The sequence below is a fragment of the Acinetobacter nosocomialis NIPH 2119 genome, from assembly GCF_000368085.1.
GTDB classification, from domain to species: Bacteria; Pseudomonadota; Gammaproteobacteria; order Pseudomonadales; family Moraxellaceae; genus Acinetobacter; species Acinetobacter nosocomialis.
In genome coordinates this window covers 2,990,353-3,004,324 of sequence record NZ_KB849239.1, presented here as the reverse complement: position 1 = coordinate 3,004,324, position 13,972 = coordinate 2,990,353, and the positions used below count along the sequence as shown (strand labels likewise).

Sequence of the window (13,972 nt, the reverse complement as noted above, 5' to 3'; positions counted from 1 at the left end):
TTGAGCTTTTCTGATTTTTAAAAAACTATGTGGTAGGGATGACCAAAAGGAAACCATCATGCAAACACTTTCTCCTCAAGCAGTGATCGAACGTTTACAAAATATTGTAGGGCGTTCTTATGTTTTGACCGATGACCAAAGCACGCGTCAGTATCGTCAAGGTCGTCGTTTTGGTGAGGGGAAAGTGCTTGCTGTAGTGGTGCCAGGAACCTTGCTAGAGCAATGGCAGGTTTTGCAGGCGGCAATTGAGGCAGATTGTATTGTCATTATGCAGGCAGCAAATACAGGACTCACTGGTGGTTCAACGCCTTATGGCGATGACTATGACCGTCCTGTTTTAGTCATGAGTACACGCCGAGTAAAGGGTATTCAAGTCATCCATGACGGCAAGCAAGTCATTTGTTTACCGGGTGCAACCTTAGATAATTTAGAGCAAATTTTAAAAGGCTATAATCGAGAACCGCATTCGGTCATTGGTTCATCGTGTATTGGGGCTTCAGTACTGGGTGGGGTGTGTAATAACTCTGGTGGTGCACTGGTACGCCGTGGACCCGCGTATACTGAACTGGCGTTATATGCTCAGGTGAATGCCACTGGTCAATTAGAACTGGTGAACCATTTAGGCGTAAATTTAGGTACGACTCCCGAAGAGATTTTGACGCGTTTAGAGAAGCAGCAGTACCAAGCTGTAGATATTTTAGATGACAGTGAAAAACAGGCATCGGATCATCGCTATGCGCATGATGTGACTCAGGTCGATGAAGATACGCCTGCTCGTTTTAATGCAGACCCGTCACGTTTGTTTGAGGCTTCGGGTTCGGCAGGTAAAGTCTGTGTGTTTGCTGTACGCCTTGATACCTATGAAAAAGTAGAGAGCTGTGTTTTTTATATTGGTAGTAATGATGCCGATGATTTAACTGCTATTCGTCGTTACTTACTGACCTCACTGCCAAGCTTGCCAATTGCAGGTGAATATATTCACCGTGATGCTTACTTGATTGGTGAAAAATACGGAAAAGACACATTCTTATTTATTGAAAAGTTTGGTACAGCCAATGTTCCTAAAGCTTTTGCGATGAAAGATAAAGTCGATGGCTTTTTAGAAAAATTTAAAATTAAAGGCTTAACAGACCAGATTTTACAGGCGATAACCTTCTTTTTACCGAGTCATTTGCCGAAGCGTATGACCGAATATCGAGATCGTTATGAGCACCATCTAGTTTTACGTGTCGAAAATAATTCAAAAGCACAGACCGAGCAGTTTTTAAAAGAATATTTTGCAGTGCATCAGTCTGGTCACTATTTCGTATGTAGCGAAGAAGAAGGTCGAAAGGCGTTCTTGCACCGCTTTGCGATTGCGGGGGCGGCAATTCGTTATCGTGATACGCACCGTAGTGAAGTTGAAGATATTGTCGCGCTTGATATTGCGCTACGTCGTAATGACCGTGAGTGGGTAGAGCAACTACCAGCCGAGATGGAAAATAAAATCATCCATAAACTCTATTATGGGCATTTCTTTTGTCATGTGTTTCATCAGGACTATATTCTTAAAAAGGGCAATGACCCTTTAGAAATGGAACATCAAATGTGGAAATTACTTGATGCGCGTCGTGCTGAATATCCCGCAGAGCATAATGTTGGGCACCTTTACATTGCCAAACCTGCATTAGCCAATTTCTATCAAAAGCTCGACCCAACCAATAGCTTTAATGTGGGTATTGGCCATACCTCAAAACTGAAATATTGGGGTAAGGCTAAATCTTAATATCGAGACATAAAAAAAGGCGCCGAAGCGCCTTTTTTAATAAATGCCTTATGCTGCTTCTACTGATTTAGCAAGCACTTCAGACATTGCTTTAGCAACAGTATAAACATTTTTCATGTTTAAGCCTGCTACACAAATACGACCACTACGTACTAAGTAGATTGCATATTCTTCACGCAAGATATCCACTTGCTCAGCAGTTAGACCTGTGTAGCTGAACATACCTTTTTGGTTTACAAGGTAGCTAAAGTCACGGTCTGGTAAAGCTTTAGTAAGTTCGTCTTTCAAGATGCTACGCATTTTGATAATACGCTCACGCATCTCTTTCACTTCGCCTTGCCATTGTTGGTTAAGTTCAGCGTCATTTAACACTTCATCAACTAACCAAGCACCTGTTGTAGGAGGGCTAGAGTAAATACGGCGTACAGTCGCTTTTAACTGACCGAATGTGCATTGAGCAGCTTCTGCATCGTCACATACGAAAGTTAAGCCGCCAACGCGCTCGCCATATAAAGAGAAGATTTTAGAGAACGAGTTGCTCACAATGAAGTTTAGACCTGCTTGGTCTAAAGCACGGATTGCATACGCATCTTCTTCCATACCGTCACCAAAACCTTGGTAAGCGATGTCTAGGAATGGAATAAGGTTACGATCTTTTAATACTGCAATTACTTGGTCCCATTGCGCTGGGTTTAAGTCAGCACCCGTTGGGTTATGGCAGCATGGGTGCAACAACACAATGCTTTGCTCAGGCAAAGTTTTAAGTGTAGAAAGCATACCATCAAAATCTACACCGCGCGTTTCTGCATCGAAATATGGGTAGAAATGAGTTTTGATGCCAGCGCCATTGAAAATCGCAACGTGGTTATCCCAAGTTGGTTGGCTCACCCAAACGTCTGAATTTGGGAAATAAGTTTTTAAGAAATCCGCACCAACTTTCAATGCACCTGAACCACCAAGTGTTTGGATGGTTACAGCACGGCCAGCTTTAACTGCTGGGCTGTTTGCACCGAATAAAAGTGCTTGAATTGCTTCACGGTAAGGTTTGAAGCCTTCCATTGGCAAATAAAGTTTGGTTTTACCGTTCTTAGGCTCAATACGCTTTTGCGCCTCGATAATGGTCTCTAACTGAGGAACAATGCTGTCTTCGTTATAATAAAGACCAATACTCAAGTTTACTTTTTCAGAACGAGTATCAGCATTGAACTGTTCCATTAAAGAGAGAATTGGATCGCCTGCGTATGGTGGGATATGTTGAAACATCAAAAAAGTCCTTTCATTCAACAATATGCATAGTGCTGGGTTTTTTCTGTCTCGAAAAATACGTCACAACTATGTCGATGCTCAATAATGTATCAATAAAGCTACCGTGAAGCACCTGATAATTTCACTAATATCGATATTTTCTGGCTGAAAATAATAAAAAGATTTAAAAGAAATTACGGTAAATAGAAACTAATTTCTAACTCATGCTTTCATTCAAGCAGATTGTCTACAATCTTGCTGTAATACATTGGTTGTAGACTAAAGTTTGAAACAAAAGATTAGAGGCCGAAAAGCAACTAAAAAAGTGCCATAAATTTATAGGTAAATTAATATTAACTAACTGTTTTATAAATATTAATTGGCAAGTGGTTTAATGGTTTAAATATAAGGTGAGGTAACAGGACTAGCGATAAAAATTGACCTGTTTCGTTCTGAAAGTGTCAACAATCACCTTGATTTTTTTCATTCATCCCGCTATAAAACTCATAATTGATTAAAAATTGTCGACAATATGCAAGATTTGACCTTCGCACCAGAGCCATTACAAAGTCAGGGAAGAACACTGACCGAGCATGTATTTAAGCAAATACAAACGGCGATTGTTTTGGGTCAAATTCCGGCAGGTAGCAAAATTTCTGAGCCTGAGCTGGCACGGACTTATGGCATTAGCCGTGGGCCATTGCGTGAAGCGATTCATCGGCTTGAAGGGCAACGTTTGGTTGAGCGTACTGCACATGTGGGCGCGCGCGTGGTTTCGCTCTCACTGCAACAGTTCAAAGAGCTTTACCAGATTCGTGCATCTTTAGAAGGTTTGGCTTGCAAACTTGCCGCACAGCATATTGATAAAAAGCAAATTTTGGCGCTACGTGATGTCTTACGTATGCATGCCGAAGATGAAAACTTTAAAGCAGGTAAAGGATATTACTTGCAAGAAGGGCAGGACGATTTTCACTACTGCATTATCAAAAGTAGTGGCAATAAAACCCTAGAAAAAATGCTATGTGATGAGCTTTATCACCTCATCCGTATGTACCGAATTCAGTTTTCAAACACACCCGATCGTCCGAGCAAAGCTTGGGACGAACATATCCGTATTTTAGATGCAATTGCAGAAGGCGATGGTGAACTTGCCGAGCTGCTCATGCATCGACATATCAATGCTTCTTACAAAATTATTGAGCAAACACTGCTACAAGCACAAGGAGAACATAACAATGGCTAAACAATCCGCAGGTCAGCTATTTCGCGATGCCGTAGCCCAAGAAAAGCCATTACAAGTGGTTGGAACCATCAATGCCAATCATGCACTTTTGGCAAAACGTGCAGGTTATAAAGCGATTTACTTATCAGGTGGTGGTGTAGCAGCTGGTTCTTTAGGCTTACCTGATTTGGGAATCAGTAACCTTGATGATGTGTTGACCGACGTACGTCGTATTACCGATGTATGTGATCTTCCATTATTGGTCGATGCGGACACAGGCTTTGGTGCTTCTGCATTTAACATTGCCCGTACTACAAAAGCACTCATTAAGTTTGGTGCTGCGGCAATGCACATTGAAGACCAAGTGGGCGCAAAACGTTGTGGTCACCGTCCGAACAAAGCCATTGTGACTCAAGAAGAAATGGTTGACCGTATTAAAGCAGCGGTTGATGCGCGTGGTGATGACAGCTTCGTAATTATGGCGCGTACCGATGCGTTAGCGGTTGAAGGCTTACAAGCGGCAATTGACCGTGCGGGTGCTTACATTGAAGCGGGTGCAGACATGTTGTTCCCTGAAGCAATTACTGAGCTTGATATGTACAAGCAATTTGCTCAGAAGACTGGCGCACCAATTTTGGCAAATATCACAGAGTTTGGTTCTACACCATTGTTTACTACTGAAGAGTTAGCATCTGCCGATGTAAGTCTTGCGCTTTATCCGCTTTCTGCTTTCCGTGCCATGAACAAGGCAGCTGAAACTGTGTATGAAACCTTACGTAAAGAAGGTACACAAAAGAACGTGGTTGATATTATGCAAACGCGTAAAGAGTTATATGAACGCATTAATTATTATGCGTTTGAAGACTACTTAGACAACGCATTTGCTAAAAAGAAGTAATAAATTAAAAAGTTGATTAATTGGAATCTGATACTCGGAGGCGTCATCTGCAACTGTTTGAGACAGGACTACATTTTTTAAAATTGGTTCTGCGATAGATAGGATATTTGATGGTTGTGGACGAGTTTTGCAGATGACAATGGTTTTGCCTACTTTTGCCAAAACAAAAGTAGGTCGAACCGAAGGTTAATCCTGAAATAAGAAGTGAAAATGGTACGACTCCGTCGTGCTTAATAAATAAATTCAGATAGATAGGAAAGGACAATCTTATGAGCTCAAATGAAACAACAACAGGCTTCAAACCAAAAAAATCAGTTGCACTTAGTGGACAAGTTGCAGGCAACACAGCACTTTGTACCGTAGGACGTAGCGGTAACGACTTGCACTATCGTGGCTATGACATTCTTGACCTTGCAGCGGGTAGCCAGTTTGAAGAAGTTGCTCACTTGCTCGTACATGGCAAATTACCAAACAAAGCTGAACTCAAAGCATATAAAGCAAAATTAAAAGCGCTTCGTGGCTTACCAGCAGCACTTAAAACTGCACTTGAACAATTACCACCGTCTGCTCACCCAATGGATGTAATGCGTACAGGTGTTTCAGTGCTAGGTTGCTTAACGCCAGAACACGAAGACCACAACGAAGCTGGTGCAAAAGACATTGCTGACAAATTAATGGCAAGCTTAGGCTCAATGCTGCTTTATTGGTACCACTTCAGCAACAACGGTCGTCGTATTGAAGTTGAAACTGATGACGACTCAATTGCAGCGCATTTCTTACATTTACTGCATGGCGAAAAACCATCTGAAGAATGGATTCAAGCAATGCATACCTCTCTGATTTTGTATGCTGAGCACGAATTCAACGCATCAACATTTACATCACGTGTGGTTGCAGGTACAGGTTCTGACATGTACTCGGCAATTACAGGCGGTATTGGTGCACTTCGCGGACCTAAACATGGCGGTGCAAACGAAGTTGCATTCGTGATTCAACAACGTTATGACAATCCAGATGAAGCAGAAGCTGACATCCGTAAACGTGTTGAAAATAAAGAAGTCGTGATCGGATTTGGTCACCCTGTATATACAGTTTCTGACCCACGTAACGAAGTGATCAAGAAAGTGGCGCATGACTTAGCGCAAGCACAAGAGAACACCAAAATGTACCTCATCGCTGAGCGTTTAGAAGCAGTGATGAAAGAAGTGAAAAATATGTTCCCGAACCTCGACTGGTTCAGTGCGGTGAGCTATCACTTAATGGGTGTTCCAACTGCTATGTTTACACCGTTATTCGTAATTGCTCGTACAGCAGGTTGGTCAGCACACGTGATTGAACAACGTCAAGATGGCAAAATTATTCGTCCAAGCGCGAACTACACAGGCCCTGAAAATCTCGAATTTAAACCATTGGCGGAGCGTGGTTAATGAACACAAAATACCGTAAACCGCTGGCAGGTACCCAGCTTGAATATTACGACGTGCGTCAAGCCGTTGAAGATATTCAGCCAGGCGCATACGAAAAACTGCCTTACACCTCTAAAGTACTTGCAGAGCAATTGGTACGCCGTGCCGATGCCGAGAACTTAACTGCTTATTTAACACAGTTAATTGAACGTCGTCAGGACTTAGACTTTCCTTGGTATCCTGCACGCGTGGTGTGTCATGACATTTTGGGGCAAACTGCATTGGTTGACCTTGCAGGTTTGCGTGATGCGATTGCTGAGAAGGGTGGTGACCCATCTAAAGTTAACCCAGTTGTACCAACACAGCTTATTGTCGACCACTCTTTAGCAGTGGAATACGGTGGTGCTGACCCAGACGCTTTTGCAAAAAACCGTGCTGTTGAAGACCGTCGTAACGAAGACCGTTTCCACTTTATTGAGTGGACCAAAACCGCATTTAAAAATGTCGATGTGATCCCTGCTGGGAACGGCATTATGCACCAGATTAACTTAGAGAAAATGTCTCCGGTCATTCAGGCGCGTGATGGCGTAGCATTCCCAGACACATGCGTAGGTACAGACTCACATACACCACATACCGACGCTTTGGGCGTAATTTCTGTGGGTGTTGGTGGTTTAGAAGCTGAAAACGTAATGTTAGGCCGTGCATCTTGGATGCGTCTACCAGACATTATTGGCGTTGAGTTGGTTGGTCAGCGTCAGGCAGGCATTACTGCAACAGATATCGTACTTGCTTTAACCGAGTTCTTGCGTAAAGAGCGTGTGGTTGGTGCTTACCTTGAGTTCTTTGGTGAAGGCGCTGACAGTATGTCTGTGGGTGACCGTGCAACCATTTCGAACATGACACCAGAATATGGCGCTACGGCTGCGATGTTCTACATCGACCAAAACACAATCGACTACTTACGTCTAACAGGTCGTGAAGATGCTCAAGTGGCATTGGTTGAACAGTACGCAAAAGAAATTGGCCTTTGGGCATCTGAAATGACCAAAGCAGAATACCCACGTGTACTACGTTTTGATCTATCGACAGTTACACGTAACATCGCGGGTCCATCAAACCCACATGCACGTGTATCAACTGCGGACCTAAAAGAAAAAGGTATTGCAGGTGTTGTTGAAAACCGTTCTGATGGCTTAATGCCTGATGGCGCAATCATTATTGCTGCAATTACTTCATGTACCAACACTTCTAACCCACGTAACACCGTGGCGGCAGGTTTGTTGGCACGTAAAGCAAATGAGCTTGGTTTGGTTCGTAAACCTTGGGTGAAATCATCATTTGCACCAGGTTCAAAAGCGGCTGCACTTTACCTTGAAGAAGCAGGTGTTCTAAAAGACTTAGAACAACTTGGTTTTGGTATTGTGGCTTACGCTTGTACAACGTGTAACGGTATGTCTGGTGCATTAGATTCAGCTATTCAGCAAGAAATTATTGACCGTGACTTGTACGCAACCGCAGTACTCTCTGGTAACCGTAACTTCGATGGCCGTATCCATCCATATGCAAAACAAGCATTCTTGGCATCTCCACCACTTGTTGTGGCATATGCAATTGCGGGTACGATCCGTTTTGACATCGAAAAAGATGCGTTAGGTCATGACAAAGAAGGTAACCCGATTTACCTCAAAGACATTTGGCCATCTGACGCTGAAATTGATGCCTTAGTTAAAGAAGCCGTGAAGCCTGAACAGTTCCGTAAAGTCTACATTCCAATGTTTGACTTGGGCGAAGTTGAACAAGCGAAAAGCCCACTTTACGACTGGCGTCCGCAAAGTACTTACATCCGCCGTCCACCATATTGGGAAGGGGCATTGGCTGCACCACGTACTTTGGCGAACATGCGTCCGCTTGCGATTTTGGGCGACAACATCACCACCGACCACTTGTCGCCTTCAAACGCGATTTTGATGGACTCGGCTGCGGGTGAATACCTTCACAAAATGGGCGTACCAGAAGAAGACTTCAACTCATACGCAACGCACCGTGGTGACCACTTGACTGCACAACGTGCAACATTTGCAAACCCGAAACTCTATAACGAAATGGTTCGCCGTTCAGACGGTACCATTAAGCAAGGTTCAAAAGCGCGTGTAGAGCCGGAAGGCGAAGTGATGCGCATGTGGGAAGCAATTGAAACCTACATGAACCGTAAGCAACCGTTAATCATTATCGCGGGTGCTGACTACGGTCAGGGTTCAAGCCGTGACTGGGCTGCAAAAGGAGTACGCCTTGCAGGTGTTGAAGCGATTGTGGCAGAAGGTTTTGAGCGTATTCACCGTACTAACTTGGTGGGTATGGGCGTGTTACCACTCGAGTTTAAACCGGGTGTAAACCGTAAGACTCTAAAACTAGATGGTACAGAGCTTTATAGCGTGATTGGTAATATTGCGCCGCGTTCGACTTTAACTTTAGTGATTGAACGTGCCACAGCAGATGGTAAAGAAGAGATTCTTGAAGTACCTGTGACGTGTCGTTTAGATACAGAAGAAGAAGTTTCTGTATATGAAGCGGGTGGTGTATTACAGCGTTTTGCGCAAGACTTTTTAGAAGGCCAAGTGGCTTAATATTTTAGTTAAACATTATTGATGTTGTTCAAAAAAAGCCCTATCTTGATGATGGGGTTTTAACTTTCCATATTACAATAAATATAATGATAGAATTGTATATGAAAAATAGTATTAAATATTAAATCAAACTTTGAAAAATCAATAGTATCCTGTTGTTCATAAATTATTTTTTCTAATAAAACTTTTTTTCCATAATGTATCTTAGAGTCAAATTTAGTATTTTTTTTCTTATCATCTGAGTGAAAAGTTTTAGAACCTATCGGTATTGTTAGAATTAAAGGATCATAAAAATCTTCAATAACTTTATTTTTAGGTAATTGAAGAATATATAAATTATTAAAGATATGATACCAATCTAATAGTCCAGCTGTGGTCATAGAAGAATGACTTATTTTTTTGAAAGTGGTTTTGAATTCAGCACTAGCTTTTGAAATAACGGCATCTCCATCAGAATCTCCATCAACTATAATTAAGCATGGTTTCAAACAAATATTTCTAGCTTTGTAAAATTGTTTATAATTTTGAAGAAATATTTTAAGTAATCCTGTCCCGCCTCCGTAACCAGTTATTTTAGAAAATCGCTTAGTTCCCTCTAGTGAAGAAAATTTAAGAAAACTTAAAGATTCTTTATAAAGTTTATGGCAAGCTAATTTAAAGTGCAAAGGATCAGTATAGCCTTCACCAATTATTAACATTCTCTGTGGATGGACAAAGTAATGATGAAAGAGAAATTTGGCATAGAGTTTTTCAAGACTATTTAATTCACTAAAGTTTCTTGCGCAATTTGGAAAGTTAATGTCTTGTTGATTTTTTATTTGGTAGATGTGACTTAAAATACCATTTAATGCTTCTCGGCTTATTTTTTGTTTATCCATGTGAACTTTTGATTTAAAGAATTCACCTTCAGCACAGAATTTTTGAACCATTGATCTTGTATAACGATAATAAGTTCGATCAATATTTACTTTTTTGTTAATAGTTAATCCTGTTACTTCTTGTTTATTATATTTGTCAGTTAATCTTGTTTTTTTAGGATTAATCTTAAATTTACTGCTATTAATTGTATGATTTAAGGCTGAACCTAGAACCCATTTTTCACCATCAAATTCGATGATATCCTCAGAAAATTGAGGTAAATTGGTTGATAGTGTCAAATCATCAACATATCTTGTATAAGTAAATTTATATTCTTTTGCTAATTTTACCATTTTAACATCAAGAATATTACCGATTAGATTACTAATTATGGGTGAGCAAGGACTACCTTGAGGTAAAAAACCTTCTTGTGAGGTAGATGTTCGGTATGTGACAATTTGGGCAATTAAGACTGCAATATCCAAAGGTAAAAGGAAAAGTTTATTTTTAGTAAAAAAGCCAACAACTCTAGAAAAAGTAATACTTTCAAAAAAATCTTTTAGATCGATATTTAATACGAGCCGTTTGCCAGTATGTTGTTTCGCATTACTATAAATACCAAAATTAATCTCTTTATATTCAATGATTTTTCGATTTTGTTTTGATGCTGGAATATTTACTATAAGTTTTTTTCTGAATCCATGTGAACTAATACATTTAATATAAGAAGAGGTTGATAGTCTTTTTAACTCTAATTCCTCATAACAATTACTTAGCAGAATAGACAAACGAGTTTGTAATACTTTAAGTTCAGAAGTAGGGGCAAGAATTTTCCTTTTATCGCCATTTTTTTTGGGAATTTCAAAACTTTGATATCTCAAAGAAATATTTTGGCTAAACAAGATGCGAGTAAAATTCTTTTCTGAATAGCCTAATAAATTTGCTAAATCTTTTTGTGTTTGACAAGATTTAAGCTCTTTTAAATATTTCAAAAGGTGCCCCTTGGGAACTCATATGGTCAACGCACAACAGCATGGTTAGCAGGGTGCCCAATAATTGGTTGGCAAATTTGACAATAAGCCACTGACATTTTCAAAACAGAATGCGATACGCAATCTAAAAATCTTCCCAAAGGACATTAAAATATTAATTTAAAATTTAAATGGAAACAATTCTTTATGTATATAAATTTGAAAATATCTATATTGATAAATAAGAAAAGAAAATATTTTATAGAATATATATGGGGTGAATGATAATAAAAAAATCCCAGCATCCTTAGAAAAGCTTTTGCCTATGCAAAGCTAAAATACAATAACGTTAAAATTAATAGATATATTTGTTATTGTGTACCTTATCATAATTCTTAAGGTAAACTTATTGATTTTGTTTAAAAAACATCCTAGTTTAGAGTAGGTTTCTTTGTTTTGCCAGAGGCTTTTATGAGGTTTAAAGATAGAAATTTGAGAGGTATTGCAGAGTGTATTGTGGGAGACCAGCAATATTTCCCTTATAGAAGTAGCTTTTATATTTCAGAGTTTTTTAATGAGTGTGATTTACCTTATGTACATGATGGTAGTACAAGATGGTGGTGGACAGCAGAAAGATTAAAGGAATTATTGGAAGAACCTTGCGCAAAAGACTCTTTACCTGAGAAATTTATTAATCTGCTTAGGGTATTAATGTATAAGTCTGATGCAACAGAAGATGATCCTGAAAGAATAAATGCATTACTTGAATTGAATAAACCATTAAGTCGAGAAGGATTCGAAGCTTTTTATGGAAGAGATAATATTTTATATGTAAGAAATATTAGAACTAATAGTTTAATAAAACCAAGTGAAAATCCACATAGACCATTCACAGAAGATGAGTTAAAGAAAAGAGAATTACTCGTAAACTTTCTAGAAAGATGTTCAGAAGATGAATTGATTGAAAAAGTTTTATTACCCTTATTTAGAATACTAGGTTTTCAAAGGATTACCGTAGCTGGGCACAAAGACAAAGCTTTAGAATATGGCAAAGATATTTGGATGAAATTTACACTGCCAACACAGCATATTATTTATTTTGGGATACAAGTTAAGAAAGGAAAATTAGACTCTTCTGGAATGACTAAAGCAGGGAATCATAATATTGCTGAAATTTACAACCAAACTACAATGATGTTAGGACATGAGATTTTTGATCCTGAAACAAATAAAAGAGTTTTAGTTGATCATGCTTATATCATTGCGGGTGGAGAAATTACTAAAGCAGCACGAAATTGGTTGGGAAATAAACTTGATGCTAATAAGAGAAGTCAAATAATCTTTATGGATAAAGAAGATATTCTAAATTTATTTACAGTTAACTTAATCGAAGTTCCGTAATTATCTTAGATCAATAAAAAAAGCCCGACATCCTGTCGGGCTTTTTCGTATTTGGTTGCTAGATATGACTCCTGTCGTATCTCACGATCCTGATGCATGAACCTATTATTGTTGTTTTATGTTCCGGAACATCCTGTTCCTGTATGAGTCCATATTAGAAAAAAAGCAGAGGACAGCCAATCCGCTAAATCCCTAAATCTGTGTAAGATAAATCGTACAAATAACATTTTTTGCATTTATGCCATCATCATCGGGCGAAATGGACAATTGACAATCACTCTAACTGGGTTATATTCCTGTTTAATATATATACGATTATAGGAATGTAATCATGGTAACAGCTGGCGAAAAACCCGGAACAGGCTTCTATTTCTGTGCTCAGTGTGGACATAGAGTGTTTTTAGAAATTAATACCGACCCTTTACCACCTTGCACGAAATGCTACTGTACACAATTTAAACGTTAAGAATGAAATAATATTTGCGTTCGCATTTAACAAAAAGCCCTGTCACCCGATGGGGCTTTTTTGTTAATTTAAAAATAAGACTTACATAACAAGACCCGTGATGGGCATGAAAAAGGAAACCGTTATGGAAACTATATTGGGTTTATGTATTGGCGTGGGTCTGAGCGCTGCCTGCGGTTTTCGCGTGTTTGTGCCGCTACTGGTCATGAGCATTGCCACCATGATGGGCTGGTTTGAGCCATCGAAAGGTTTTGAATGGTTAGCGCTGCCATCGGTGTGTTTGGCCTTAGGTGTGGCAACGGTGTGTGAAATTGCAGCCTACTATATTCCGTGGGTCGATAACGCCTTAGACACAGTCGCAACTCCTGCGGCGATGATTGCGGGTACGTTAACGACAATGGCGGTCAGTAGTGGAGAAATGTCTCAGTTTGCCAGTTGGGCGGCAGCGATTATTGTAGGTGGTGGTACGGCAGGTGTGGTGCAAATGAGTACCGTCGCTGCACGCGGTGTTTCAACTGCAACCACAGGTGGCTTAGGGAACTTTATAGTTGCGACAGGGGAGTGGATTGGCGCAATCTTACTTTCGGTTTCTGCCATGTTAGTGCCCGCGCTTGTGGCAATAGTGGTGCTGATTGCGGTTATTTGGGTGGTACGTTGGATTCGCCATAAAAAGCAAGAACAGGCGCATAGTCCCTTGTAGGTTCGTCTAAATATCAATTTTTAATAAGCATAAAAAAAGCCCGACATCCTGTCGGGCTTTCTTGTATTTGGTGATTAGATATGACTCCTGTCGTATCTCACGCTCCTGGTGCTTGAACGTATTATTGTTGTTTTATGTTCCGGAACATCCTGTTCCTGTATGACTTCATATTAGGAAAAAAGAGGGGTGTCGCCAATCCGCAAAATCCTTAAAAGTTTGTAGGATAAAACGTACAAGATTGCCTTTTAATTTATCATTATGTTCTCATGGTATTGTTTTAAACCGAGATATATCCATGCTGAGTGATTGTGAAAAATGTGATGAGTGCGGAAGCCAGTATTTAAAAAGTAAATCTAGCATGGCTTCGTTGTGTCCTGAATGTGCTTCTATAATTTATGGATATGCAAATTGTG

General features: G+C 39.9%; 10 protein-coding genes and 1 pseudogene. 8 read left to right on the top strand and 3 right to left on the bottom strand.

All coding sequences use genetic code 11. The features are described from left to right. Positions 1-58: 58 nt before the first annotated feature. On the top strand, positions 59-1,765 hold the full coding sequence (gene dld, locus F984_RS17870; RefSeq protein ID WP_004711160.1) for a D-lactate dehydrogenase: 1,707 nt from the start codon (positions 59-61) through the stop codon (positions 1,763-1,765). A gap of 48 nt (positions 1,766-1,813) precedes the next feature. On the opposite strand, the gene F984_RS17865 is transcribed toward dld, so the two are convergent. Together F984_RS17865 and F984_RS22640 are read right to left on the bottom strand one after the other, a co-directional pair. Then, on the bottom strand, positions 1,814-3,028 hold the full coding sequence (locus F984_RS17865) for an amino acid aminotransferase (RefSeq protein ID WP_000486244.1): 1,215 nt from the start codon (positions 3,026-3,028) through the stop codon (positions 1,814-1,816). A 335-nt stretch (positions 3,029-3,363) separates the two neighbouring features. Next, positions 3,364-3,497 (bottom strand): annotated as a pseudogene (locus tag F984_RS22640) (hypothetical protein). 45 nt (positions 3,498-3,542) lie between these two features. Between F984_RS22640 and F984_RS17860 the strand changes: the two are divergent. The 4 genes from F984_RS17860 to acnD all read left to right on the top strand — a co-directional run bounded on the left by F984_RS17860 (position 3,543) and on the right by acnD (position 9,163). Continuing rightward, positions 3,543-4,253 carry a GntR family transcriptional regulator gene (locus tag F984_RS17860; RefSeq protein WP_001153625.1) on the top strand — a complete coding sequence of 237 codons (711 nt, stop codon included), beginning with the start codon at positions 3,543-3,545 and terminating at the stop codon, positions 4,251-4,253. Next, the gene (gene prpB / locus F984_RS17855; protein ID WP_002050520.1) at positions 4,246-5,130 is read left to right on the top strand and encodes a methylisocitrate lyase; all 885 of its coding nucleotides are present in this window, start codon (positions 4,246-4,248) and stop codon (positions 5,128-5,130) included. Before F984_RS17860 ends, prpB begins: the two co-directional genes overlap by 8 nt. A 269-nt stretch (positions 5,131-5,399) precedes the next feature. Then, complete coding sequence (prpC, locus tag F984_RS17850; RefSeq protein ID WP_004711157.1) at positions 5,400-6,557, top strand: bifunctional 2-methylcitrate synthase/citrate synthase; 1,158 nt, start codon at positions 5,400-5,402, stop codon at positions 6,555-6,557. Continuing rightward, entirely contained in the window at positions 6,557-9,163 is a 2,607-nt protein-coding gene (gene acnD, locus F984_RS17845) for a Fe/S-dependent 2-methylisocitrate dehydratase AcnD (RefSeq protein ID WP_004711156.1), read from the top strand. Before prpC ends, acnD begins: the two co-directional genes overlap by 1 nt. 59 nt (positions 9,164-9,222) lie before the next feature. Here the strand turns inward: acnD and F984_RS17840 are convergent, their stop codons facing one another. Continuing rightward, complete coding sequence (locus F984_RS17840; RefSeq protein WP_004711154.1) at positions 9,223-11,013, bottom strand: retron Ec67 family RNA-directed DNA polymerase/endonuclease; 1,791 nt, start codon at positions 11,011-11,013, stop codon at positions 9,223-9,225. A 450-nt stretch (positions 11,014-11,463) separates the two neighbouring features. Between F984_RS17840 and F984_RS17835 the strand changes: the two genes are divergently transcribed. The 3 genes from F984_RS17835 to F984_RS17830 all read left to right on the top strand — a co-directional run bounded on the left by F984_RS17835 (position 11,464) and on the right by F984_RS17830 (position 13,559). Then, positions 11,464-12,393, top strand: coding sequence for a hypothetical protein (locus tag F984_RS17835; protein ID WP_004711149.1), 930 nt, complete (start codon positions 11,464-11,466; stop codon positions 12,391-12,393). A 331-nt stretch (positions 12,394-12,724) separates the two neighbouring features. Then, the gene (locus F984_RS22970) at positions 12,725-12,859 is read left to right on the top strand and encodes a zinc ribbon-containing protein (RefSeq protein ID WP_001983336.1); all 135 of its coding nucleotides are present in this window, start codon (positions 12,725-12,727) and stop codon (positions 12,857-12,859) included. Positions 12,860-12,983: 124 nt separating this feature from the next. Next, on the top strand, positions 12,984-13,559 hold the full coding sequence (locus F984_RS17830) for a DUF4126 domain-containing protein (RefSeq protein ID WP_004711148.1): 576 nt from the start codon (positions 12,984-12,986) through the stop codon (positions 13,557-13,559). The last annotated feature ends 413 nt before the right edge of the window (positions 13,560-13,972 follow it).

Excerpts from the sequence above, each read along its gene's own strand:
- F984_RS17860 (WP_001153625.1), top strand. The coding sequence starts at position 3,543 with ATGCAAGATTTGACCTTCGCACCAGAGCCATTACAAAGTCAGGGAAGA.
- dld (WP_004711160.1), top strand. The coding sequence starts at position 59 with ATGCAAACACTTTCTCCTCAAGCAGTGATCGAACGTTTACAAAATATT.
- prpC (WP_004711157.1), top strand. The coding sequence starts at position 5,400 with ATGAGCTCAAATGAAACAACAACAGGCTTCAAACCAAAAAAATCAGTT.
- F984_RS17865 (WP_000486244.1), bottom strand. The coding sequence starts at position 3,028 with ATGTTTCAACATATCCCACCATACGCAGGCGATCCAATTCTCTCTTTA.
- F984_RS17835 (WP_004711149.1), top strand. The coding sequence starts at position 11,464 with ATGAGGTTTAAAGATAGAAATTTGAGAGGTATTGCAGAGTGTATTGTG.
- F984_RS17830 (WP_004711148.1), top strand. The coding sequence starts at position 12,984 with ATGGAAACTATATTGGGTTTATGTATTGGCGTGGGTCTGAGCGCTGCC.
- prpB (WP_002050520.1), top strand. The coding sequence starts at position 4,246 with ATGGCTAAACAATCCGCAGGTCAGCTATTTCGCGATGCCGTAGCCCAA.
- acnD (WP_004711156.1), top strand. The coding sequence starts at position 6,557 with ATGAACACAAAATACCGTAAACCGCTGGCAGGTACCCAGCTTGAATAT.
- F984_RS22970 (WP_001983336.1), top strand. The coding sequence starts at position 12,725 with ATGGTAACAGCTGGCGAAAAACCCGGAACAGGCTTCTATTTCTGTGCT.